The organism is Flavobacterium sp. LC2016-13, assembly GCF_009707955.1.
In the GTDB taxonomy this organism is placed as follows: Bacteria; Bacteroidota; Bacteroidia; order Flavobacteriales; family Flavobacteriaceae; genus Flavobacterium.
On the sequence record NZ_WMDQ01000003.1, the window covers coordinates 79155 to 104472 of the forward strand.

A 25318-nucleotide genomic window follows, 5' to 3' on the forward strand; every position below is an offset into this window, starting at 1 on the left:
ATTTTACACGTTAAAATAAAAATACTCTAAGAATAAAAAAAACACAATGAAAATAACCGATATTTTAGCACAGTTACCGTACACTAAGCCTTTTTTATTTGTAGATGAATTGCTTCACGTTGATGAAAATAGTGTTACCGGAACTTATACTTACAGTGAAGATCTGGATTTTTACAAAGGTCATTTTAAGGATAATCCTGTAACTCCAGGCGTAATCCTGACAGAAACCATGGCTCAGATTGGTATGGTTTGCCTTGGTATTTATTTGCTTGGAGATACTTTTAATAAAGATACCGTAATAGCATTTGCATCATCAGATGTTCATTTTTTAAAAGCGGTTTATCCTAATGAAAAAGTAACCGTAACATCTCAAAAAACATTTTTTAGATTTGGTAAATTAAAGTGTGATGTCGTTATGACAAACGAAGCCGGACAAGAAGTCTGCAAAGGCGTTTTAGCAGGTATGATTACGAATAAATTATGAATAAAAGAGTTGTAATAACAGGATTAGGTGTTGCAGCTCCAAACGGAGTTGGAATTACTGATTTTACGCATTCCATAAAAAACGGGATATCGGGAATTCGGCATGATGCACAATTGCAGGAATTGCAGTTTTCTTGTCAGATAGCCGGTAAACCTGAAATATCTGAAGAACTTAAATCCCAATATTTTACAGAACTTGAACTCCGTGGTTTTAACAGCACGGGTATTTTATATGGCGTTATTGCAGGTATTGAAGCCTGGAAAAATGCCGGATTACCAATAGAAATAAACGACGAACCAGATTGGAATAGCGGAACTATTTTTGGCTCCGGAACTTCTGGTATTGATAAATTTCGCGAAAGCATTTATAAAATTGATGAATTACAAGTTCGAAGATTAGGCAGCACTGTTGTAGCACAAACCATGAACAGCGGCATTAGCGCTTATCTTGGCGGTAAATTAGGATTAGGAAATCAGGTTACGACAAACTCATCTGCCTGCGCAACAGGAACTGAAGCTATTTTAATGGCGTACGATCGTATACAATCCGGACAGGCAAAACGCATTTTGGCAGGAAGTACCGGAGATAGCGGGCCATACATTTGGGGCGGATTTGATGCACTTCGTGTTTGCAGCTCAAAATATAATGATAATCCGGAACAAGGTTCACGGCCTATGAGTACTTCGGCTGCAGGTTTTGTACCCGGAAGCGGCGCCGGAGCATTAGTCATAGAAGATTTAGGAAGTGCCTTAGAACGTGGTGCAACGATTTATGCAGAAATATTAGGCGGAAATGTAAACTCCGGCGGGCAACGAGGTAATGGAAGCATGACCGCTCCTAACAGTACTGCTGTACAACGCTGTATTAGTGATACAATTCGTAATTCGAATATTTCAGCTTCTGATATAGATGCTATAAATGGACATCTTACTGCAACGACAAAAGACAGTCTTGAAATTGAAAACTGGACAAAAGCATTAAATAGAAAAGGAAATGATTTTCCATACATCAATTCCTTAAAAAGTATGACCGGACATTGTTTAAGTGCCGCCGGAAGTATTGAAAGCATTGCAGCGATACTACAGCTACACGAAGGTTTTGTTTTTGGAAATATTAATTGTGAAGATCTTCATCCTGAAATTACTGCACTTATTGATCCTTCAAAAATACCTTTAAAAACAATAACTATTAATCCAACCATAATTGCCAAAGCAAGTTTCGGTTTTGGTGATGTGAATGCCTGTATAATCTTTAAAAAATTTCAAAAATAATAATATGAACAAAGAAGAACTTATCGCTAAACTAAAATTGATCATAAAGCCATATACTACGAATACAGAAGCGTATGACAACCTTACGGAAAATACTGATTTCATTAACGATCTGAGTATAAATTCAGCTAATTTGGTAGATATTGTCCTGGATATTGAAGAAGCTTTTGATGTCGTAATAGATAACGTAGATATGGAACGCATGCTTGATGTTAAAACCGCTGTCGAAATCATAGAAACAAAACTGGCCGCAAAATGATCGGAAATGATGTTATAGATATTCTGCAATCTCGAAAAGAAAGCAATTGGCAACGCAAGGGTTTTATAGAAAAACTATTTACCATTGAAGAACAATTGCTTATTTCAAACGCATCAAATCCTGAAATCATGGTTTGGATGCTTTGGAGTATGAAAGAAGCTGCTTATAAAATCTACAACCGAAAAACAAAACGAAGAGAATATATTCCTCAAAAACTGGTTTGTTCAATAATATCGCAAAACAAAAATCTTATTACCGGGAATGTTATCTGTTCCGGAAACCTATACCATACACAAACAATTCTTTCTGATAAAAATATCCATACGATTGCAGTCAATCTTTTAGAAAATCTGAATCATGTAATAGAAATTGAAAAAAAATCTATTATTAAAGACAAAAATGGAATTCCGTATTGGATAAATTCTTCATCAAATACAATGCAGGATGTTTCTATAAGTCATCATGGTCGATTTGAAAAAGTCGTTACCATAAAATCCTAAATTAAAATATAAGCTTTAATCACATTTTTCTATTTTCATTCTATTTTGAAATGTGCTCATTTGTCTTTAAAACAAACAAAACCTTCAATTTTGTAGAAATTCTGAATTTATATCCTTTCTAACATATTTAAATAAATTGTTATTAATAAGTGATTATTAAGACTAAATCTAAATAGTTAGTTATATTTGCGGTCAATATATATAACCCCCATAAATTCATAATTTTTATGCCTAGATTTTTATTGTGTTTTCTAGTCTCTGTACTGGCAAGCATAACCTCTGTTTATGCCCAATCTACGGGTAACATTTCCGGTCAGATACTTCTTGTTGACGGACAGCCTTTTACCTCTGCATCGGTTTCTATAATCGAACTTAACAAATCTACACTTACCGACGAAAAAGGTAATTACAGTTTTAAAAACGTTCCTGCCGCTACTTATCATATTAAAATACAAGTGTTAGGAGCTGCAGAACAAATTATTGAAACAACAGTTGCTTCAGGACAAACTGTAACAGTTGATTATCAATTACCTAAAGAAAACGTTATGGCGTTACAGGAAGTTACTGTTTCTGGCACAGTTAACAGGTTTTCTAAAAAAGAAAGTAAATATGTTGCCCGCTTACCGTTAAAAAACCTTGAAAACCCACAGGTTTATAACACTGTTTCTAAAGAACTTATATTAGAGCAATCTGCTGTTGATTTGGCAAGTGTTTCAAAAAGTGTACCCGGCGCAGGTATTCCAATGATTGCCAACCAAGGACGTGTAACATTTCGTTCTCGTGGTTTTGAGACAGAGCCAAATGCTCGTAACGGTGTAGCCGGAGCTGTTTTTGCTACTATCGATCCCGTAAATCTGGAACGTCTGGAAGCTATCAAAGGACCTTCAGCAACGCTTTTTGGTGCAAGTGTATCAAGCAGTTATGGTGGAGTTTACAATCGTGTAACTAAAAAACCTTATAACGATTTTGGTGGCGAAGTTGCTTATACCGGAGGAAGTTATAATTTTAATCGTCTTACAGTTGATGTTAACACGCCGGTTAATGACGATAAAACAGCATTATTTCGCCTTAATGGAGCTTCAACACAACAAAAAAGTTTTCAGGATCTTGGTTTTACTAAAAACATTACGATTGCACCAAGCTTCTCCTATCAAATTAACGACAGATTATCATTATTACTTGACGTAGAATTTGGTAAAGAAGAAGGTACATCGGTTGTGCGTTTCAATCCTTTTAACAAAAGTGGTAAAAGCTTGTCTATTGTAGATATTGCTTTTCCTTATGAAAGAACTTTCATGAGCAATGATTTGGTATACAACACTCAAATGTTGAATATCTTCGGACAAATTAATTACAAAATATCTGACGAATGGACTTCTCAAACTATTTTTTCGAGAACTCGTTCTACTATCGATGGTAACATTACTGCAATAAACGCACTAAGTGATACTACGGCCCGTGTTCAGGTAATTTCAGGAAATACAAACTTCATCGCAACAGATATTCAGCAAAATTTTATTGGTGATTTTAAAATCGGAAAATTTAGAAACCGTATGGTTGTAGGATTAGATTATTATAATAATTATAATGATTTTGACCGTCTTACTATCAATACACCAACTTTTGATTTTATAAATCCACCAGCCAATGCAGGTGCGAATCTTCAAATGGTAAATGCTATCGCACAATCAGGAACTGGTTACACGCTGCGTAAAGAAAAAAACAGAGACAATACGTATGCAGCTTATGTATCTGATGTATTTAATGTTACAGACAGATTATCTACTATGCTTAGCTTACGTGTAGATCGTTACGAATATCTTGGTGTTTACAACATTGCAACTGGCGTTACTGCCGGTGGACTTGGTGCTAATGGTACTTCTGCAGGACCTTATAACCAAACTTCATTATCACAAAAACTTGGTTTAGTATATGAATTGAGTAAAGATCATTTATCATTGTTTACCAATTATATCAATGGTTTCTTAAATAAAAGCGGACAAGCTCTTGATGGTACTGCATTTAAACCGGAACACGCTAATCAGCTTGAGTTTGGTGTAAAAGGAGATGTTTTTAATCATCGCCTTGTAGGTACTTTAAGTTATTATGACATACAGGTCGCAAATTCATTAAGACAAGATCCAACGGATGCTACTTACTCTATACAAGATGGTACTCAGCGAAGCCGTGGTTTTGAAGCTGAATTTACTGCAAATCCTTTTTCAGGTTTCAACGTAATAGCAGGTTATGCTTATAATGATAGCGAATACACTAAAGCAGATGCTACTGTAAACGGCCGACGCCCTGCCCTTTCTGGTCCTGCAACTACTGTAAACTTCTGGTTGAGTTACCGTATCCCTGAAGGTAAATTTCAAGGTCTTGGTGCTGGTTTTGGAGGAAACTATGGTACTATGTCTTATGTTGTTAATACAGAAACTCCAACAACAACCGGAACACAAATAAATCAGGTTACGATACCAGAATATACTTTGCTTGATGCCGCATTATATTATGACCAGCCTAAATACAGAATTAGTTTCAAGGTGAATAACCTTACCAGCGAAAAAACGTGGAATGTAAGATTGACTCCTCAGACTCCCGCTCAATTTTTAGGTAGTTTTGCTTTGAAATTCTAATATTTAGCGAAAGCAAAATAAATTTTAAAAATGGAATAGCCTGGCTGCATTTTTAAGCTTAAATATACTATTGGTTGTCCTCACGGGCAACCTTTAGTTTTTGAAGAAGAACTAAAAATTGTAAACGGGAATTATAATTTGGCGAAATAAAACTAAAAAAAGCATTTTTCCGTCAGATAAATAAATAGATATTATTGTTATGAAAAATAAAATATTGATCAGATTTTATATCACTTTTTGCTTATACCTTATATGTTCTTTCTCTGCTCATGCCAGCGCATACTGGATCGACGTAAAAGGCAGTAATAAAATTAATGAACCTGTAAACATCGAATTGTGTTATGGCAGTATGGATGAATATGGTGTACGACACAGAGATACGGGCAAGGAACTTCAATTGGCAGGAGATTTTAGAATGCGTATTGTTGATTCTAAAGGTATTGAACAGGAATTACAACTTGTAAAGCAAAAAGATTGCTGGCTGGCAACATTTATTCCGAAAAATGAAGGACAATATCGTATTATCGGAATTAACGATAAACATCCCGTTGTAGATCGCTCTGCTTCAGGTGGAGAAAACATTTTACCTATAGATTATATTTCTGCCTTCTACAATGTTGGTCATTTAAATACATCTCAAATTAATCCAATGCAGAAACTTGATCTTATGACTATTTCTGAAAATGGAAAGATTACAGTAAAAGCTTTTTTTGATGGAAAACCTTCAAAACCCGGAACAAAACTTCGTGTATTTAATCCAGAAAACTGGGAAAAAGAAATCGTCCTTAATAAAGATGGTGAAGCAACATTTTATCCTACTATGAAAGGATTATATATCATTCGACAAGATTGGGTCGAGCCAGTTTCTGGAATATATCAGAATGTAGCATTTAAAAGTAAACGCCATCGCTGCAACTTATTTGTGTTGCATCAATAATTAAGTTTTTATCTGTTTTTGGAGATATCATTTTTGAAGAACTTCAGTAAATCAGAATGAATATCTCCTAACAAAATTGAGAACTAAAATTTAATAATTTATCCCTTTTTCCTTACCGCTGTTTTTCAAAAAATGCATTGTTATTTTTCAATGCAAATTCCTCCGTAATTCGGTTAAACTTAAAAAAACCGAATACTTCTTTTTTGTTAATTTTTTCTTAAAATTAAAATTTTACAAAATCACATAAAATATTATAAAAAACTATAATACAATTAATTATAGTCTTTTATTTCAAGCTTAAAATTAAATTACTTTTTCTACTGTTTTTTACTTCTTAAAAAATATGTAAAAAAAATACTATTACTATATTATTAATTATTATTTTTACGCAGTCTAAATAAGAATAGTATTTTATTATTATTCGTATCAAAAAGGCAATACGCATATCAATAATAAATGAAAAATATAAGCACTTTCAATTCTGTTAAAAAGACTATTACAGGTTTTATTTTACTATCAATTAGTATCGCTCAGGCGCAAAATAATAATGTTATAAGCGGTTTAATTTATCATTCTGAAAATCCGTTATCACACGCAAAAATAGTATTAGAACCAACTGGTAAAAGTACACTATCTGACAGCAAAGGCTATTTTTTATTTTCAGGATTAGCAAATGGAATTTACACCATCAGAATCACTACTATGGGTTTTAAAGATTACATACAAGAAGTTACTTTAAACGGACAAGCGATTAAGCCGCTTCATATACAAATGGAGTCCGGTATTGATCTTAAAGAAGTTAGTGTAACTGGTCGTGCTGTAAAGAACAATCCGGAAACCTTAGTCAATGCACAATACAGCGCAATGCCAGTAACAATAATAGATCGCAAAACCATAGAACTTATGGGCAGCAGAAGACTTGACGAAATATTAAAAGAACAAACCGGAATTGCTATTGTAAATAATATCAGTGGCGGAGCCCGTTCTGTTGGTGTTCAGATGCAGGGATTTGGCAGTGAATATATTATGGTTTTGATAGATGGCCAGCCAATGGTTGGGAGAAATAATGGCAATTTTGATCTTTCCCGAATCAGCGTATCGAATATTGAACGCATTGAAATTATAAAAGGTGCATCTTCCAGCCTTTATGGAAGCGAAGCACTAGGAGGAACTATTAATATTATTACACGTCATGGCGTCGTTGATCCGCAAATGCAGGCTTCTTTAAGTTATGGATCTTTAAATATAATTGATGCAACACTCGAAGGAGAAACCCCTTTTTTACAAAATAAAGGAACCGCGAATATTGCTGCTAACTATTACAGAACAGACGGTTATAATACCAATTCTAAATACATTCAAGGCACGACATCTCCGCCTTATGACAACTACAGTTTACAAGGACGATCGCGTTATCAGGTAAACGAAAACAGTTTTCTGGGTTTAAGCGGGCGTTATGGATTGAGACGTTCTTTCATGCAAAAGGATTTTGGTCTTGGTCATATATCCGGTGATAATCAGGACGAACAGGATCTTAATCTTTCTGTTTCTTTTGACCATCGCTTCAATAGTAATTTTAGAAGTATTACAAGATATTATCTCACGCATTATACTGCAGACATGAGCGTTGCGTGGCAACAAAATAATAGTTCGGTAAGTCAGGATGTTTTTAAACAAACATTACATCGTGTTGAACAACAGTTCTCTTACAGTAACAACAATTCATATCAGCTGGTTGGTGGTATTGGCGGAAGTATCGAAAACATGAACGATGTTGCGCTAAATGGCGTAAATTCATTAGAAACTTTTTTCTCATACATTCAGGGCGAATGGAATCCTTTTCAAAAATTGAAAGCTGTTGGCGGATTACGATACGATCATACCAATAACTTTGGAGGAAGATTGAATCCCAGTTTTGGACTTCAGTATTTTATAACGCCCAAAATTACATTTAAAACAGGTATTGGCACAGGTTTTAAAGCTCCGGATTTCAAGACAAACTACTTAGTGTTTTACAATCCCAGCAGCAATTATCTTGTAATTGGAAACGCCGTGCTCTCCCCTACACTTCAACAATTACAGCAAGATGGGCAAATAAGCGAAATCAGACAATACGTTTTAAATCAGACAGCGGGAAACTTACAGGCCGAAAAAAGTACCTCATACAATGCAGGTTTGGTTCTGGAACCTTCTAAAACTTTTAAAGTTGAGGGAAGTGTTTTTTATCATAAAATAACAAATCAAATTAATAGTATACAAGTAGCAACGGGCACCAATAACCGAATTATTTATACGTATCAAAACCTGCCCGAAGCGGTAAACAAAGGATTTGAGCTTGCCTTAAAATTGAGTCCGTTAAAAAATATGGAAATCAGTGTTGGTTATCAATACTTAATTGCAAAAGATTTAAGTGTTAAGGACAGCATTAGGGCAGGAAAATGGCCTTATAGCCAAAACATACATGATCCGGCAACAGGAAATTCTTATGCGCCCCGTCCATCTGATTATTGGGGAATCGAAAACCGTTCGCGCCACATGGCCAATACTTCTATTTTTTATCGTTATGATCCCTGGAAAATCAATGCCAATGTCAGGGTCAACTTTAGAGGAAAATATCCTTTTGGAGACCGCAACGGAAACCAGTTTATCGACAAATATGACATTTTTGTGAAAGATTATTTTCTGACCAATGCCAGTCTCGAAAAACAACTACTCAAAAACCATCTCAGCATCAGGTTTACTGCTGATAATATTTTTAACTACACCGATCCTTTAATGCCCGGACAACCCGGAAGAATACTTCTCGTGGGCATAAGCTATCGTTTTTTTAAAGACCAGTAAAACTAATAAACTTTAAATATTCCCAAATGACAACAAACAAAATAATTAAAAAATGGTATATGTTACTGTTGATGCTTACAGCGATCAACTTTATCGCCTGCAGCAGTAGCGAAGAAGATACGACTGCTTCACTGGAAGATGGCAAAAGCACCGTAATTAGCGATCTTGCCGGAGACACCGGAGCTTCTATGGGTGACGGAACAAATGGAAAAGAACAAAGAAGTTTTCACACTTTCCTTTTTCGTTTCAGCGATCAAAAGCAAATTTGGCTTCATACCAAAGCAGATTCTTTGCAATATATGAAAACAGCAGATTGGGATATTGCTTTTACAGGACCCTACAACAGCGAGGTTTTTGTAAATAATGCAAAATATCAATACAATCCAGGTTACGAAGGAGTTGCTCAAAATACGGCCGTAGTACTTCTGAAAGATGCTTATAAAAATGTAATTCAGGCTCCGGCTGACACTGAATTTGATACTAGTGAAATTACTAAAATTGGATGGGCATCTTCTGAAAGTTCTGCAGGTTGGTTTTATTACAGTTTAAGCAGTCATATTATGCAGGCTATTCCTGATCGTACTTACGCAATAAGACTTCCGAATGGGAAATACGCAAAACTACAGCTTGTAAATGCTTACAAAGGCAATCCTCCTGCAGTAACAGATCTTAATTGGCCAGCACCTTATTTTACATTCAGATATTATGTTCAGGCTGACGGAAGCAAAAATTTAAACACCAAATAATATAATCCTATGAAAAAATTTAAAGCCTCAATTCATAAAATACCACGATCAATACTAACCGTTTTCTTTATTGCTTCAATACTTACAGCATGTTCATCTGATGATAAATCTGCTGAGGAAAATGGAAATGAAGAAAATCCGGACACAGAAATACCGGATACTAGTTTATACTATAAAGTAATTCACGTAAAAAATTATCAGGGAAGTACTTCTGATGAAAATCCTACTGCTCCATCGGCAACTTTGTATTACAGTCTTGAAGAAAATAAAGCGGTAGAAGGATCATATAAAAAAACACGTAAATGGGACTTAGCTTTTGGTGGACTTTATGCCAGCTTTTTATCAGGTAATAATGGTACCAATACTCAAAATAATGGATATCTGGCCGGCGGTAAGGGCGGAATTGCAATTGTAGCAAAACCTTTTAATGATGTTGTTGATATTCCTGCAGACAGCGAGTTTAAAACAGGAATTGATCTTATTGGTACAGATGATGCCGGTTCTTTTGGTAATGGAATTGGTTGGTATTTATACGATTTTGGAGGAGAAGTGGTAACAAACGGAACTGATCCGCAGAAAGCCCACGTAGCTTATGCACTTGGAGAACCGCTTACAATTAACAACGGCACTGTTATTCCGGCAAGAACAGTTATTCTTAAAACCGCAAATGGAAATTATGCCAAAATTAAAATGATATCTGTTTATAAAGATATTTATACTCCCACAGAATGGTTTAAAGATACGCCTCACATGTACTACACTTTTGATTATGTGATTGTACCAGCAGGAAGTACCAAATTTGAAATTAAATAACCAACCCCAATATCATGAATATCAAAAATACCAAATTAAAAACAACCCTGTTTTTTACTTGTTTATCTCTTTTTAGTCTCTTAACGGCTTGCAGCAGTGAAGAAGACAGATGGACAGATGTAAAAGAAGATCCCGTTACAGAAATTATTACAGATCTTGATGCCAGACGAATTATATCTTTTAAAGTAACAAATCCAGGCGAAGAACAAGCGATTTACAGTGCTGTAAATAATATTGAAAAAACGATTACAGTTTATTTGCCCTCTTACTATCAATACGAATATCTTGAAACTGCTATAACGCTGCCTGAAAAGACAACTATTTCTCCTGTTGCAACAGAATTATTACCGGTTTTTAGTAAAACTCCTGTAACATATACTACAAAAGCAGCCGATGGCACAACAGCTGTTTATACGGTAAAAGTTGTAATACAGCAACCAACTATTACTCTAAGTGAATTATCTACTGCGACAGTACCTTTTACGATTCAGGCAGGAGGTTCAATAACTGTAAAAGGAGAAAATTTCATACCATCTTATGAAGTAACCAAACTGTTTGTTGTTGATGCACAAGGAAACAAGAAACTGCAGCTGCAACAATACAACGATGGACTTAACATTGCTAGTTTTTATGCTATGTATTCTTTTGGACTTAACACAGGTTTGCTGCTTGATACTGATTATTGGATCATGATGGAAAGCTACAATTTATCAGTTACTATGAAACTTCCTTTCAGGATAAAATAAGCCATCAAAATTTAGAAAAATAAAAATGCCTGTCTTTAATGCAGTGGTAATGAAAGAAGCCAACTAAATCTATTAATATAAAATATTATGAAAAAAATAATCTTATCAATTATAGCATTGGCTGCTATTTCAATTACATCTTGCAGCTCTGACGACCAGACTGCTGATTCACAAGCGTTAGCTAAAGAACAACAAATTTCTAGTGCAACTAAAAAAAGTGCTCTTGTATTATGTTCATCAACTTCAACATCGGTAACGGTTAACAGATGGCAGGCGCCATCTTCTGTTGATGCAAACTGGACACCTGTAGCGGCTACAATTGGCGGTGTTAATGTACAATGGGAAGGTATTTACGGAGGATCAATACGTCCTGCAGGCAATACTGATCAGTGGTATGTTGGTACAATAGATTTAGATCAGACTTGTGCAGATTACGATCTTTGGAGCGGAACTATTGCCGTTAAAAATGATACAGGAAATGTTGGTACTGCACCGGCATCTGACCCATACAATGTATTAGGATATGACGGAAGTATCTCAGGATCAAACTACGGATTAGGATATTACTCTTATAATATCACAACTCACGTTATGACTCCTGCAAAAGCTATTGTAATATGGAAAACATCTGGTACTAATTCACAATCTATTACTGACCCTACAACAGCTACAGAAGCTTATTTGGTTAAAGTAACGGGCATTGCTCCGGGAGCTTCAAGCAGTACAATAAGCTATAACTGGACACAGGTAAAATAATAATAACAATGTAAAAAAAGAACATGGGATCACGAAATAATTAAAAGTAACTGCAGTAAAGCTTGACCGGCGATCTCTGCATTATACTAATATCATATCATTCCCCCATGACTATCAAACGGTTTTATAAATTACCGCAAGCATTGAAAGTACAGGCATTTTAAAAATATAAAAGCCCATTTATCAATAGATGGCAAAACTAATAAATAAAATCATTTAAAAATCAAAATAACCAATACAATCATGAATAAAAAAAACAAAACCAATATGTTTTTATATACCGTTGGAGCACTTTTTTTATCAGTATTATTTTTTTCGTGTGATACCGAATATAATGATAAAATAAATACGATTCCCGGAGATGTAATCAAGGTTTCCGGATATACCCATATTGAATCCTTTACCATAAAAGATCCAGAAAACAATCCTATTAGTGCTGCATTGACAGAAGACAAAATTATCATTACATGGAGTAATTATATGGCGCTTCCTGAAACTATTAAACCTGAAATTGTTCTTGGTACAGAAGCCGTAATTTCTCCGGCATCAGGTGCAGAGATTGCTTTTAAAGATGGCGCTGTTTATACCGTTACTTCAAAAGCGGGAACGACGAAACAATATACTTTAAAAATAGACTTTAGACAGGCAGAACCTCAGTCCTGGTTCTTAAGTGCAGGAGAAACTTTATCAAAAGGGATACTGCAAAAAAAGACAAACCAAGCCAGAAGCGGTGCAATCTACATCGATAATTTATGGCTAAGCGTTAAAGATACGAGAGTATACTTCGTAGCTGCTACAGATCAGACTGAATATACTGCAGAAATATCTTATTTGGGAGGCCCTGCTGTTGCACCTTTCCTGGAATATGGAGTGTATTATTTTCTTCCTGAAAATATGCCAATAGGAATGTATGATCTCCGTATAAAAAATGGAATCTATACACTACAAGACGCAAATGTAGAAAACAGGTTTAAAATAAATGTTATTGAGCCAACTACTTTTAAAGCCGAATTAACGGGCTCACCTGCGGAAAAACAAACAGGAGAAACAATCGAAATAAGAGGCGGGTTGATGAACACCGTTACTAGTGTAGAACTATTTTCAAGTACTGCCACTACTGTAATTTATCCTTTAGAAATTGTAAGCGTTACGCCTTACAGAGCTGTATTAAAAATTCCTGCCGGCGTACCAGCCGGAACATACAACAGAATGAGGTTTTACAGAGGTACTGCCAACACACTTACCGCTTATACCGTAACTGTTAAATAATATTCAATAGTTTAAATTTTACTAAAAAGCCTTTAGCAGTTATTTCCGCTAAAGGCTTTTTTCATATTTTTTAATCTCTATTTTTGCAAGTAATAAAGCTATTTGCTTTTAAAACCAACGTTTTCTAATCTTGAAAAATCAAAACCATACTATTAAACAATTTGAACTTTCGCCTCTTGCAAAGGCAGGAATTATTATTGTTAATATGAAGAATCCGGATGTTGAAGAACACGATATTTCGAAACCACATCGGGATAATCATTGTCAATTGATGTTGGCTCTCAACGGAACATTCAAATTAAATATTGATTTTGAAAATGTAGAATTTTCTGCTCCGGCCTTACTTTGTGTATTTCCTGAACAAGTGCATCATATTATAGATGTAAAAAATCCTAAAGGATGGATGATTAGTTTTGATCCGTCGCTCGTTAGTAAAGAAATCTTGCAGCTTTTAGAAAATAAAATCGACAATCCTTTTTTACTTCAACAAGAATCTAAATTTTGCCAGCAGCTTAGTATTCTAATGGATTTAATAGAAAAAGTACAAGCCGAAAATACAAATAACTACACACAAAAAAGTATTCATTCCTTATTAAATGCCCTTTTGAGTTTAATTTCCGGAGAACTGGTTTCTAATTTATCTGTTGATAAAGAGAAAGAAAACCGCAGCATTATCATCAAGGAAATTTTTATAAACCTAACAAAAGAGCATTTCAAAACCTGGAAACAGCCTGCTCAATATGCTTCTGCACTTTCTATTTCTGCGGCACATTTAAATGATACCGTAAAATCCTTAACCGGAAGTCCTGTATCTGTTCATATTCAGGAAGCCTCGATTATGGAAGCCAAAAGATTGCTTTATTTTACAGATAAAAACGTCAAGGAAATAGCTTATGAAGTAGGTTATGATGAACCTGTTTATTTTGGAAAACTTTTTAAAAAAGTAACCAACCTTACGCCTCTTGAATTTCGGAAAAAATTCCGTGATTAGGACTATCCTTCCCTTTATTGAAACTACATTAAAAACCATACTACAACTAGTTTTGCATTGTAATTAATACCAAATGATATGCAAAACGAAATCAATATTCCATTCATACTCGATGCAGTACGAAAAGTGGGCGATGTCTTTTTAAAAGACTATAAACAAAATGCGGTTCCACAAACTATGGACGCGCTTTTAAAACAATTAGAAGACATTGATGCATTGTGTCTGACTTCCTTAAAAGACGATTTATTGTTAGAATTTCCAAATATTCCCTGGCATATTGGCGACGAATTTGACACTGATTCACAAAGAAATCCGGCAGAACAGCAAGAATACTGGCTTTGTGATGCAATGGATGGCGCAATACAATATCTTCAGCATATTGCAGGATGGACGGTAAATCTGGCACTTATTCGTGATGGAAAACCTTTCTTCTCTGTAATTTATGATCCGTTGGCCAATGAAATGTTTTGGGCAAAAGATGGCGAAGGTGCTTTTATGAATGGCAAATCACTAAAAATTAGTCGTAAAACAGATTTGGCAGTTATGCTGGCTGTTTTTGAATACGGACATCAGGATAAATCAAATACTAATTTAAACCGAAAAATTGGTTCTACCGTAACAAAACTGCTTGACAATTTTGGAATCATTAGAAATTACGGCCCACACGGTTTGCAACTGGCTTATGTTGGCGCAGGAAGAATCGATTTGTTTGTTCAGGAAGATCTTGATACTTATAACTGGATTGCCGGTTTGCTTATTGCGAAAGAAGCCGGAGCTGAAATCCTGACAACAAACGGATCTTCATGGAAATGGGGAAGCGAAAATTTATTAGTCGCACCAAAAAGTATTGCAGAAAAATATCTACAAATTAAAGCAACAAACTAAATGAATATAGCAATTATAGGCGCCGGAGCCGGAATTGGTTTACAGTCCGTAATACAAGCGCTTAAAAACGGACATACCGTAACAGCGTTATCGACAAATACAGATCAGATTCCAAATCATCCTAAACTCATTAAAATAAACGGCAGCGCAACATCGCCAATAGATTTAAAACATGCCATAAAAGGTTCTGATGTAGTATTAATAACTGTTGGAACAAAAAATAAAAAAGCAACTACCCTATTTTCTGATATTGCCAAAACGCTTATAAACGTTACTGATGAATTAAATTATTCTTCGCCAGTTTTGGTCATTACTGGTTTTGGAGCTGGAGAAAGCAAAAATTATTTGAGCTTTTTTATGCGAAGTGTGATTTCATTATTTCTGAAAGACCAATATAACAACAAAACAATAATGGAAGAATTAATTACCAAAAGTGCTATTAAATGGGAAATTATCAGACCCGGAATGCTTACAGACGGAGATCAAACTTCATCTTATAAAGTGTTGCCAGAACTTCAAAAAGGAATGAAAGTTGGAAAAATTTCAAGAGCTGATGTTGCTCATTTCTTAATTAATGAAGCCGAAAACCCTAAATTTATTAACCAATATGTAGCATTGACGAATTAATTTGAAGAACTTGTTTTTGAATTAAAATTCGAATAAAAATCAAAGCTAAATCCCATTTTTTTTAAGATGGGATTTTTTTATTCATTTATCAAATACCGATCGGTATTTGTGTTATATTTGTTTTAGAATTTTATTAATTCAAAACTAAATCATGAACACTTCTGAAATTATATTAAATAAAGTAGCTCCAATTTTTAACAAACAAGGTTATGTTGGAACGAGCCTGACTGATATAACAAATGCGACCGGACTTACAAAAGGTGCGATTTACTGCAATTTTGATAACAAAGAAGATTTGGCATTAAAGGCATTTCAATTGAATATAAACTTAGCCATAACGCCTTTATTCAAACTAATTACTACTCAACAAGGCAGTATAAATAAACTTCATACGATAACAAATTATCAGCGCAACTATTATGATTTGGTAAAAGACAGAGGCGGCTGCCCGATGTTGCGAGCAGGAGTTGACACAAAATTTATTAATCCGTTATTGTTTAAAGCAGCACAAAATTTATCTCAAAAATTTACTGTCGGTTTAACCAATATTATTAACGAAGGAATTGTCAATAATGAAATTCAACAAAATACTGATCCCGTTAAATATGCAAAAATCATTTTATCATTAATCGAGGGAAGCTCACTTTTGGCATTTACCCATAATGATCCAACATACATAGATAATGCAATGGACTTTATAGATAGTACAATAATTGCCAGCATCAGGAAATAAAAATTTTTTAACCCGTCAGATACCGATCGGTATTTGATATAATACATTCAGAAAATGGAAAAAATATTAAAAACCAAAAGAAAAATCAGATTTCAGGATTGTGATCCTTTCAATCATTTAAACAACTCAAAGTATTTAGACTATTTTATTAATGCACGTGAAGATCAAATTGCTGAAAACTATGACCTTGATATCTTTAAATTTATGAAGACAACAGGTTTGAGCTGGGTTGTAGCATCAAATCAAATAAATTATCTGAAACCTGCTTTTACGATGGAAACAGTTTTAATTGAATCTCAGTTGATTCAATATACGGATAATCTATTGTTGGTTGAAATGAAAATGTGGAATGAAAATGAAACAGAATTAAAGGCAATTTTATGGATAAAGTTTATTCATTATAACATACAAACCCAAAAAACGGCAAATCACTCTGATGATTTAATGCAACTATTTCAATCCGTTGTTATACCTGTCGATCAAACTATTTTTGAGAATAGATTTTTAGCAATTATTCAAAAATTAAAAACCGGAACTTATGCCTAAATTAGAAACAATCGAACAATTTATCGAAATGGTCGAATCTAACGAACATGATAAAGCAATTGAAAAATTTTATACGATTGATGCTTCCATACAAGAAAATCAATCGGAACCACGAGTAGGCAGAGATAATCTTGTTGCCAATGAAAAAAATACGCTTTTAAAAGTCAAGTCATTAGTATCCAAATGCATTCGTCCGTATTTTATACAAGACGATCATGTTGTGATTCAATGGTTTTTTAGATTTGAATGGAAAAACGGAACTGTTTCTGAAATTGAAGAAATTGCGTATCAAAAATGGGAAGGCGAGCTTATAAAAACAGAAAAGTTTTTTTACGATCCCAAACAGCTTACTGGTATATAACTTTATTAATATAAAAAATGTGCCTTCAGTTTTAGCAACCAAAGGCACATTTTAAGTTCAAGTTCTTTAAATAATTATAAATTTTTACTTTTAAAAACCATCAATTTTTCTCTTGTCATTTCATCTATAGTATACGAGATTCCGCCCATTCCAAGACCAGAAGCATCTCTTCCGCCAAACGGCATCCAATCAACCCTAAAAGCTGTATTATCATTCACCATAACAGCAGTCGCGTTTAATTTTTTAGTAGCATCCAAAGCAATATCTATATTTTTTGTGAATACAGCGGCTTGAAAATGTACCTCCAACGCATTTGCTTTTTTTATCGCTTCTTCCCTATCTGTGAAAGGATAAATGCATACAACCGGACCAAAAATCTCGTTCGTTGAAACTTTAGAATCTTCTGACGGATTAAACAAAACTGTTGGCTGAAAGGTTGTATCAGAAATACGTTTTCCGCCTGTAATTAATCTAGCGCCTTTTTCAATTGCTTCATTAACCCATTCTTCAACACGATCAACTTCTTTTGGTGTAATAAGCGAACCTACATCTGTATTTTTATCAAACGGATTTCCGACAATTAATTTATTGGTTGCTTCAGAAAATTGTTCTACAAAACGATCACAAATTTCCTGATTTACATACACTTTCTGAACCGAAACACAAACCTGACCTGCGTGATAAAAACCACCTTTTACCAAATCCGGAATCATTTCGCTAAAATCGGCATCACTTTCTACAATTACCGGCGCAGCGCCTCCATGTTCTAATGCAGCGCGTGTTCCAGGAGACAATTTGCTTTTTAACGACCAGCCTACTTTTGCAGAACCAATAAAAGTCAAGAAATTTACTCTCGAATCTGTAACCAGCAATTCTGCCGTTTCGTTATCACACAAAACCACTTGCAGCCAACCTTCGGGCAAACCCGCTTCTTTTAAAATAGCAGCCAGTTCAAGACCTGATAATGGCGTATTGCTTGACGGTTTAAAAATTACCGGACAACCCGCAGCAACTGCAGTTGCAATTTGATGCACCGCTAAATTTAACGGATGATTAAAGGCACTTACAGCAACCACAACGCCAATAGGTTCTTTGGTCGTAAAAGCAATTCTGTTTAAAGAAGCTTCCGTAAGTCCCATCGGGATTTGTTCTCCTTTTATTTGCGATATATGTTCAGCTGCTAATTTTACGCCTTTGATGGCTCTTAGTATTTCTGCTTTTGAATCTTTATACGGTTTTCCGCCTTCACTTATCGCTAAATGTATCAACTCTTCGCTTCTGTCATTCATTATCGAAGCTGCTTTTTCTAAGATTTCAATTCTTTTAAAAGCAGGAATCCAATTCGATTGATCATTAAATAATTGCTGCGCGGTATTCAATATCTTTTCAATATCATTTTTATCGATTAAAGGCAATTCTTTTACCAAACTCTGATCGTATGGGAATACTATTTTTGTCGTCTTTTGCATAATGTTTTCTTTTTAAGAAGCGGGATTAAAACTATGTATTCACGTTTTAATCCCGTTTCATTAAGATTTGTTCCTTAAATTTAGTTCAAATTATTGATGATTACAACCTCTTATTCCACAATATGGAAAATTAATAATTTAAAGGAGTCGCTAAAACAATCTCTCTATTATCTAATAAAGGAACAATTTGTCCCAAAACTAAATCTTGAAAATAATGTGAATTTCTATGTTGTGTTACTGCATCCTCACTAATATATCCTTCAAATAAAATGATTGTATTTGCATCAGAATTGCTTTGGTGAACTTTATAAAACAGGTTTCCATTTTCTTTGATACTTTCGTGATGTACCGTTTTTAGTAATTGTAAAACGTTTTCAACCTGACCTTCTTTTACTTTCCATGTAGCAAAAACATGAACTGGGTTTTGATTTTCCATTTTGATTTTTTTTTAGTTATTATGTTTTACCCAATCTTGTCATCCCGAGGAACGAGGAGTTACATAGAAGCTCGACAAAGATTGTGGATTTAGTTTGCGTCCCGAAGCTTCGGGATAGTGTGATCCCTCGTTCCTCGGGATGACAAGATTGTGATTATTATTTTTTAGCAGATTCTAAAATTACAATCATTTTCTCGGCTACACCTTTTGCAGATGCAGGGTTTTGTCCTGTAACCAAATTACCATCTGCAATACTATGAGCTGACCATACTGCCGCAGCGTGAAATTTTGCTCCTTGTTTTGTCAATGCAGTTTCTAATAAAAAAGGTACATCCGCTATAGCGTAACCTCTTTCTTCTTCATCTGTAAAAGAGGTAATATTTTTACCATTTACAAGATAAGTTCCGTTGCTTAGTTTTACATTTAATAAAGACACAGGGCCGTGACAGACAGCTCCAACAACGGCATTACGTTCGTAAGTTTCTTTAATAACTTTTTTCAAAAGTTCGTTTTCCGGCATATCAACCATTGGCGCTAATCCACCTGGCACAAAAACGGCATCGTATTTAGTTACATCAACCGTTGATAGTTTTACGGCTTTCTGCATTGTTTCCCATCCTTTTCCTGTTAGAAAGGCAAGATTATCAGGATCATTTGCAAGATTAAGTGCATCTAAATAAGGAGTATCTCCGGTTAAACTGGCAAAATCTATTTGGTAATTTGCTCTGTCGAATTCGGCATAAGGATGCGCTACTTCAGGAAGAAAAGTTCCTGTTCTTCTGTTATTTGGTCCAATTGTATTGGCATTCGATACGATAATTAAGATTTTCTTGTTCATTTTTGTTTCGTTTTTAAGTGTTGTTTTTTGCTTTACTGATGTGTTTTCTTTTTGATTTTGTGCATAAGAAGAAAAAAAGGCAATTGCCGCTGTTAGAATCATAAGTTTTTTCATTTCTATAAATTTTTAGGTTGTTAATGAATTATTTATAGGGCAAATTTATGTCAGCACTACTCCTCAATACGAGGAGAAAAGTCACAAAAAAAGTGTGACGAGAATCACACTTTGAACATTAATGTTTATGTTATTTGTTGTTGGAGTAAAGCCTGCTGAGGGTTTCGCGGCTAACTCCAAGATATTCCGCTATATATTTTTTTGGAATTTTTTGCATCAGATTTGGATATAAATCTGCAAATTCTTTATAGCGCTGCTGCGGATTATTAGAAAGTAATGAAATAACTCTTTGCTGAAGCGCCATAAAACCTTTGGTAAGTTTCATTCTAAAAAAGTGTTCCATTTTATGAAGCGTAACAGAAAGTTTTTCCCTGCCATCGAGTGTCAGGCACAAAACTTCTCCCGGCTCCATACATACCACATACATATTTGCCTGCTTTTGATTGAAGTACGCGATATAATCAGACATCCACCAATTTTCTGTAGCGAATTGCACAATATGTTCCTTTCCGTCTTCATCAAGATAAAAAACTCTAAAAATACCGCTCATAATGATGTATTCATATTTAGCATCATCACCTTGCTGAATCAGATATTGATTTTTTAATACCTTTCTTATCGTAAAAAAAGGCTTTATAGATTCAAACTCTTCATCAGTAATTGGTATGATTTCTTCAATATGTTTCCTTAGTTTTTCCATCGTTTGTTTTTTACCTTTTCAAAGATAGAAGGTTTTTTAATTTTAGAATTCTGATTTTAGATTTTAGATTGTTTGGGATGGATTTTACCGCAAAGTGATCTAAGATTTTATTTATTGATGTGTGCTCAAAACACATCCCGAAGCCTCGTGACGCAAAGCTTTGTCTGTTTTTTGATTTTTGATTGTAGATTTCTCTAAAATATTTTAGAGTCCTTGCACGACCTGCATAAAATCATTTTTGCTCCAGTGGTCTGTTATTTTTCCATTTTTTACTATATCAATTTCAATAACATTCATTTCTACTTTTTTTCCTGTAGCTGGTTTGCCCATAAATTCTCCGGTATGGATTGCTGTTATTGTTTTTCTTAAAGATACTTTGTCCTCTTCTCCCAATACTTCATGAATTTGTACGGAAACATCTGAAAAACCTTTATGAAACCCCACCACGAAATGAATCATTACGGTTGCATCAGTGGGAGCATTTGGCGGTGCGGTATGGTTTACAAAAACATCTGCTAAAAGTTCGTTTGTGATTGCTGTATTTCCTGATTCAAAAAATTCCTGGTTAAACCTAATTACCAATTGTTTGTTTTTTTCTACTGTTGTCATTATCTATTGTTTTAAAATGATAATTCAAACTTAGGCAGACTCTTAATGGTCTACCAATAAGGGTTTTAAAGAAATACCCTTAAGATAGTTTAAGATTATGACTGTTTTGTAGATATATTTTTTCTAATAGTACTCAAAAATTCAGGAGTAATACCCAGATAGGAAGCTATTTGCGTATTAGGAAGTCGGTTTGAAAGATTTGGATAATGCTCTAAAAAAGCGAGATATCTTTCTTCACTAGTACTGCTTATGTTTTGCAAAACCCTATTTTGGAGTTCGACAAAATTATTTTCGACGATTACTCTGAATATGATATTAAATTTAGGATGGTTTTCATACAGAAACACTAAATCTTTGAGCTCAATTTGAATTATTTCAGATTCTTCTATTGCTTCAATATATAATTTACTTGGTTTTCCGGCATATGGTTTATTAAAATCAGCCGGTTTTATAGAATGAAGACTGGCCAGATCGGTAAGCCAATTATTTTCTGCACCAAACTGAATATTATGTTCTTTGCCCATAGTATCAACGCTGTACATTTTAAAACATCCACTAACAATAAAATTATAATGCCTGCACCAATCACCTTGCTGTAAAATGAATTGTCTTCGCTTAATTTTTCTTACAGTTACTCTTTCTGTAACTGCTTCAACTTCTGCGCTGTTTAAAGGAAGATAGCTGTTTAAATGTGTTATTAGCTTTTGTATTGCCATTTTTCCTGAGTTATCTTTTTATTATTTTCGATACATAACTCTTATTATCAATTTCAAACTTTATAAAGTACATTCCTGAATTCAATCCCGAAATATTAATCTTATTTATTTCAAATCCTTCCAGAAGTTTTTGTCCGTTGATACTAAAAATTTGGTATTTATCAACCTTTATTTCAGAATTAATATTGATAAAATTTGTTGCCGGATTTGGATAAATATTGAATTTTGAAACCTGTATTTCATCAACTTCCAAGCCTAAGGTAGTTCCAAACTCATCTGCTCCACAATCAATTCTTCCCCCTTCAATTCTTAATTCGTTATAATAATCTGTTTCGGTATTGGCGACAATATAAGCTGGATTTCCTGCATTTTTACTCAGAGAATTTGTTAGAAGATGAAAATCAGGATTTGTGATACTAGCGTTCGCTAATTGAGGATTTGTAAATATTGAATTTGAGTTTGTTTTTGTTCCTGATAAAAAAGAAGCGAATCCTGTATATTGTGTTCCGTTCCAGTCTGCTATCAATTTTGTTGTACCTCCCTGACAGAAAAATGTATTGTAATTGAAATTTAAACCCGGTTGTGTTAGTTCTGCGTAGGCTAAAATATTTTGGGTTTGGGTATAAAAAATATTGTTTTCAATACTACTGTTTTCACTATAAGAAAGATATAATTCTCCATTACCTGAATTGCTGTAATCATTAAAATAGCAGGTATTATTTTTAAAAGAAGAATTGATAACTTTTCCGGAACCTGACGGATAATCGAATCCTCCCATCGCTAAGGCACAAATTTGATTGTCGTAAAAAACATTATTTCTAATAATAATTCCATCAGTAGTCTGACCAATTTTTTCGCATCCAACTTCTATTCCGTAACCATTATGATACGAGGTATTGTTTTCAACTGTTATGTTTTTTCCACCGTCTATATAAATTCCTCCGGATGTTGAATACGATGCAATGCAGTGATGAGTAGTATTATTTTTAACAAGTCCGTTTCTTGCCTGATCGTTTGCAGGAGTTGGGCAAGTGCCTTCGTGACCAATAATATCGATACCAATATTGGTAAGATTATGAACATTGTTATAAGTGACTTCAAACCCGTTTACATTTCCATTAACAGCAATTCCTTCGCTGTAACCTAATCTGCAATTATACAATTCATTATTTTGTATTTTTAAATTTGTAATTGCTGTGGTTCCGTTTGTTCCAAATACTATAATTCCCTGCGCATTTACATTTTCGTTTACAACGGCATTTACATTAGATGAAAAATGAATATCGTGTATTTTACAGTTTTTAATTATAATATTATCACCACTTCCTTCAACTAAAATTCCCTGAGCCGTATTTTGAATATTATTTTGAAGCTCAATACCATCAATAGTAACATTGCTTTTATTGTTGATTGCAAGAATAGCATCTTGAGTTGTTATTCCTGTTGCATCAATAACAGGAATTGTTTCTGAATAATTTTTTAAAGTAATATTACTTTTCGAAATCGTAATCTTTTCTGAATAAGTTCCCGGAAAAACGTTTAAAATTCCATTGGCCGACAATTGATTTAATCCGTATTGTATTGTTTTCCAAGGCGAAGCAACAGAACCGGAATTCGTATTATTACCCGTTGCGGCAACATAATAATTCGTTTGTCCGAAACAAAAATTAGACAAAACGCAAAAGATCAAAATTATTGTTTTTCTATTCATTTTCTTTTTTCCTTTTTTAGCAACGCCATTTGGGTTGACGTTAGGTTAGAGATTTGGTAAGCCAAATGTATTAATTAAAGATTAAAATAAAAGTGCATAAATCAACTTTGCATGTCTGAAAAAACAACTGCTTTAATTGGCATTAGCAGTTGTTTTTGCATTAGATTTAGAAATCAATCCAGTTACACATTCATTGATAATTCATTCTGTGATTATTATTTTTTAATGACATCCAAAATATTCAAAATGGTCGACGTATTATCTATCGATTCATTCATCATTAAAACCTGTTTTTCTTTGGTATAATTTTGAATATGATCTGCAAAAGCTTCTGCCTCAAAAAATAAACCGCTGCCAAAAGGAACTTCAATTTTCTCTAATTCATAATTCCAGTCTAAACCTTTTTTAATTTCAATAAAAGCTGTGTTTGGTTTTGTCATATTATTATAACCCGCAGCAATAATTCCTTTTGATCCAATTACACGAACGTAACGATGTGGAGCAGCATCAAAATTACAATTCAACTGCGCGGTTATTCCATTCTCAAACCTCAGCATCGCAGCAACAGCAGTGTCTAAATCCTGATCATTAAATTTCCCAAAGGCAATTATTTCGTTTGGATTTTGACCTGTAATTGCACGTATAATACTTACGGGATAAGCTCCCGCATCCCACATAACGCCACCGCCAAGTTCCGGTTTTAAGCGGATATTGTTTTCTGCATCATCAACAGTAAATCCAAAATCAGCATAAATTTGTGATATTTCACCAATCTCTCCATCTTGTATCATTTTCAGCATTAAAATAGTTTGTGGCTGAAACTTATACGGAAAACCTTCCATTAAAAAGACATTATTTTTTATGGCTTCTTCATACATTTTCTTTACATCTTCGACTGTTAAAGCAATTGGTTTTTCGCATAAAATATGTTTTTTTGCCTTTGCTGCTTTGACAACCCATTCTGCGTGCATCGAATTTGGAAGCGGAATATAAACAGCATCTAATTGAGGATCATCAAGCAATTCCTGATAAGAAGCGTATGCTTTTTCGATATCAAATTCTTCTGCAAATGATTGTGCTTTTTCCAGGTTCCGACTTGCAACTGCCGTAATTTTAATTGTTGAAGAACCTTTTAAAACTTCTATGAATGAGCGCGAAACATTCGCCGTACTCATAATTCCCATTTTTAGCATATTTTCTAAAATTTATCGGTTTTTATTTGATTTAAACCGTGTTAAGGAAGCAAATGTAGCGGTAAGCTTTGGTCTGGAAAAGTACTTACCATTTGGTTAGGTATGAACATATTGGTTAGATTTGTAGAAAA

General features: G+C 34.2%; 26 protein-coding genes. 18 read left to right on the forward strand and 8 right to left on the reverse strand.

What is annotated here, in order from left to right; all coding sequences use genetic code 11:
- Window positions 1-46 precede the first annotated feature (46 nt).
- From GKZ86_RS07565 to GKZ86_RS07650, 18 genes are all read left to right on the forward strand, one after another.
- Window positions 47-484, forward strand: coding sequence for a 3-hydroxyacyl-ACP dehydratase FabZ family protein (locus GKZ86_RS07565; RefSeq protein WP_154782504.1), 438 nt, complete (start codon window positions 47-49; stop codon window positions 482-484).
- Complete coding sequence (locus GKZ86_RS07570; RefSeq protein WP_154782505.1) at window positions 481-1755, forward strand: beta-ketoacyl synthase; 1275 nt, start codon at window positions 481-483, stop codon at window positions 1753-1755. Before GKZ86_RS07565 ends, GKZ86_RS07570 begins: the two co-directional genes overlap by 4 nt.
- Before the next feature lie 4 nt (window positions 1756-1759).
- Window positions 1760-2014 (forward strand): acyl carrier protein, encoded by a 255-nt coding sequence (locus GKZ86_RS07575; protein ID WP_154782506.1) that lies wholly within the window; start codon window positions 1760-1762, stop codon window positions 2012-2014.
- Window positions 2011-2514 carry a 4'-phosphopantetheinyl transferase superfamily protein gene (locus tag GKZ86_RS07580; RefSeq protein ID WP_154782507.1) on the forward strand — a complete coding sequence of 168 codons (504 nt, stop codon included), beginning with the start codon at window positions 2011-2013 and terminating at the stop codon, window positions 2512-2514. Before GKZ86_RS07575 ends, GKZ86_RS07580 begins: the two co-directional genes overlap by 4 nt.
- Before the next feature lie 227 nt (window positions 2515-2741).
- A complete protein-coding gene (locus tag GKZ86_RS07585) occupies window positions 2742-5150 on the forward strand; it encodes a TonB-dependent receptor (RefSeq protein ID WP_154782508.1) in 2409 nt (802 codons plus the stop codon).
- Between the two features lie 199 nt (window positions 5151-5349).
- Window positions 5350-6087, forward strand: coding sequence for a hypothetical protein (locus tag GKZ86_RS07590; protein ID WP_154782509.1), 738 nt, complete (start codon window positions 5350-5352; stop codon window positions 6085-6087).
- 456 nt (window positions 6088-6543) lie between these two features.
- Complete coding sequence (locus tag GKZ86_RS07595; RefSeq protein WP_154782510.1) at window positions 6544-8928, forward strand: TonB-dependent receptor; 2385 nt, start codon at window positions 6544-6546, stop codon at window positions 8926-8928.
- A gap of 26 nt (window positions 8929-8954) precedes the next feature.
- Window positions 8955-9674 (forward strand): HmuY family protein, encoded by a 720-nt coding sequence (locus GKZ86_RS07600; RefSeq protein WP_154782511.1) that lies wholly within the window; start codon window positions 8955-8957, stop codon window positions 9672-9674.
- A gap of 9 nt (window positions 9675-9683) precedes the next feature.
- Window positions 9684-10487, forward strand: coding sequence for an HmuY family protein (locus GKZ86_RS07605; RefSeq protein ID WP_154782512.1), 804 nt, complete (start codon window positions 9684-9686; stop codon window positions 10485-10487).
- Window positions 10488-10501: 14 nt separating this feature from the next.
- Complete coding sequence (locus GKZ86_RS07610) at window positions 10502-11233, forward strand: hypothetical protein (protein ID WP_154782513.1); 732 nt, start codon at window positions 10502-10504, stop codon at window positions 11231-11233.
- Between the two features lie 87 nt (window positions 11234-11320).
- Window positions 11321-11989 (forward strand): hypothetical protein, encoded by a 669-nt coding sequence (locus tag GKZ86_RS07615; RefSeq protein WP_154782514.1) that lies wholly within the window; start codon window positions 11321-11323, stop codon window positions 11987-11989.
- Between the two features lie 243 nt (window positions 11990-12232).
- Window positions 12233-13258, forward strand: a complete 1026-nt coding sequence (locus tag GKZ86_RS07620; RefSeq protein WP_154782515.1) for a hypothetical protein — start codon at window positions 12233-12235, stop codon at window positions 13256-13258.
- 130 nt (window positions 13259-13388) lie between these two features.
- Window positions 13389-14249: an AraC family transcriptional regulator gene (locus GKZ86_RS07625; protein ID WP_154782516.1), complete on the forward strand. Its 861-nt coding sequence runs from the start codon at window positions 13389-13391 to the stop codon at window positions 14247-14249.
- Window positions 14250-14327: 78 nt separating this feature from the next.
- Window positions 14328-15134, forward strand: a complete 807-nt coding sequence (locus GKZ86_RS07630) for an inositol monophosphatase family protein (protein ID WP_154782517.1) — start codon at window positions 14328-14330, stop codon at window positions 15132-15134.
- The gene (locus GKZ86_RS07635; RefSeq protein WP_154782518.1) at window positions 15135-15761 is read left to right on the forward strand and encodes an NAD(P)-dependent oxidoreductase; all 627 of its coding nucleotides are present in this window, start codon (window positions 15135-15137) and stop codon (window positions 15759-15761) included.
- 151 nt (window positions 15762-15912) lie between these two features.
- The gene (locus tag GKZ86_RS07640) at window positions 15913-16494 is read left to right on the forward strand and encodes a TetR family transcriptional regulator (RefSeq protein WP_154782519.1); all 582 of its coding nucleotides are present in this window, start codon (window positions 15913-15915) and stop codon (window positions 16492-16494) included.
- A 54-nt stretch (window positions 16495-16548) separates the two neighbouring features.
- Complete coding sequence (locus tag GKZ86_RS07645; RefSeq protein WP_154782520.1) at window positions 16549-17040, forward strand: thioesterase family protein; 492 nt, start codon at window positions 16549-16551, stop codon at window positions 17038-17040.
- On the forward strand, window positions 17033-17401 hold the full coding sequence (locus tag GKZ86_RS07650) for a nuclear transport factor 2 family protein (protein ID WP_154782521.1): 369 nt from the start codon (window positions 17033-17035) through the stop codon (window positions 17399-17401). The genes GKZ86_RS07645 and GKZ86_RS07650 overlap by 8 nt, the downstream gene beginning before the upstream one ends.
- 74 nt (window positions 17402-17475) lie before the next feature.
- On the opposite strand, the gene GKZ86_RS07655 is transcribed toward GKZ86_RS07650, so the two are convergent.
- The 8 genes from GKZ86_RS07655 to GKZ86_RS07690 form a co-directional block, all read right to left on the reverse strand.
- Window positions 17476-18870, reverse strand: a complete 1395-nt coding sequence (locus GKZ86_RS07655; protein ID WP_154782522.1) for an aldehyde dehydrogenase family protein — start codon at window positions 18868-18870, stop codon at window positions 17476-17478.
- A gap of 130 nt (window positions 18871-19000) precedes the next feature.
- The gene (locus GKZ86_RS07660) at window positions 19001-19306 is read right to left on the reverse strand and encodes a putative quinol monooxygenase (protein ID WP_154782523.1); all 306 of its coding nucleotides are present in this window, start codon (window positions 19304-19306) and stop codon (window positions 19001-19003) included.
- Between the two features lie 157 nt (window positions 19307-19463).
- The gene (locus GKZ86_RS07665; RefSeq protein ID WP_228526572.1) at window positions 19464-20258 is read right to left on the reverse strand and encodes a type 1 glutamine amidotransferase domain-containing protein; all 795 of its coding nucleotides are present in this window, start codon (window positions 20256-20258) and stop codon (window positions 19464-19466) included.
- Between the two features lie 130 nt (window positions 20259-20388).
- A complete protein-coding gene (locus GKZ86_RS07670; RefSeq protein WP_154782524.1) occupies window positions 20389-20958 on the reverse strand; it encodes a Crp/Fnr family transcriptional regulator in 570 nt (189 codons plus the stop codon).
- A 204-nt stretch (window positions 20959-21162) separates the two neighbouring features.
- Complete coding sequence (locus GKZ86_RS07675) at window positions 21163-21567, reverse strand: ester cyclase (RefSeq protein ID WP_154782525.1); 405 nt, start codon at window positions 21565-21567, stop codon at window positions 21163-21165.
- Between the two features lie 95 nt (window positions 21568-21662).
- A complete protein-coding gene (locus GKZ86_RS07680) occupies window positions 21663-22283 on the reverse strand; it encodes a Crp/Fnr family transcriptional regulator (RefSeq protein ID WP_154782526.1) in 621 nt (206 codons plus the stop codon).
- Between the two features lie 10 nt (window positions 22284-22293).
- Window positions 22294-23994 carry a T9SS type A sorting domain-containing protein gene (locus tag GKZ86_RS07685; RefSeq protein ID WP_154782527.1) on the reverse strand — a complete coding sequence of 567 codons (1701 nt, stop codon included), beginning with the start codon at window positions 23992-23994 and terminating at the stop codon, window positions 22294-22296.
- Window positions 23995-24209: 215 nt separating this feature from the next.
- Window positions 24210-25169, reverse strand: coding sequence for a Gfo/Idh/MocA family protein (locus GKZ86_RS07690; protein ID WP_194632499.1), 960 nt, complete (start codon window positions 25167-25169; stop codon window positions 24210-24212).
- Window positions 25170-25318 lie beyond the last annotated feature (149 nt).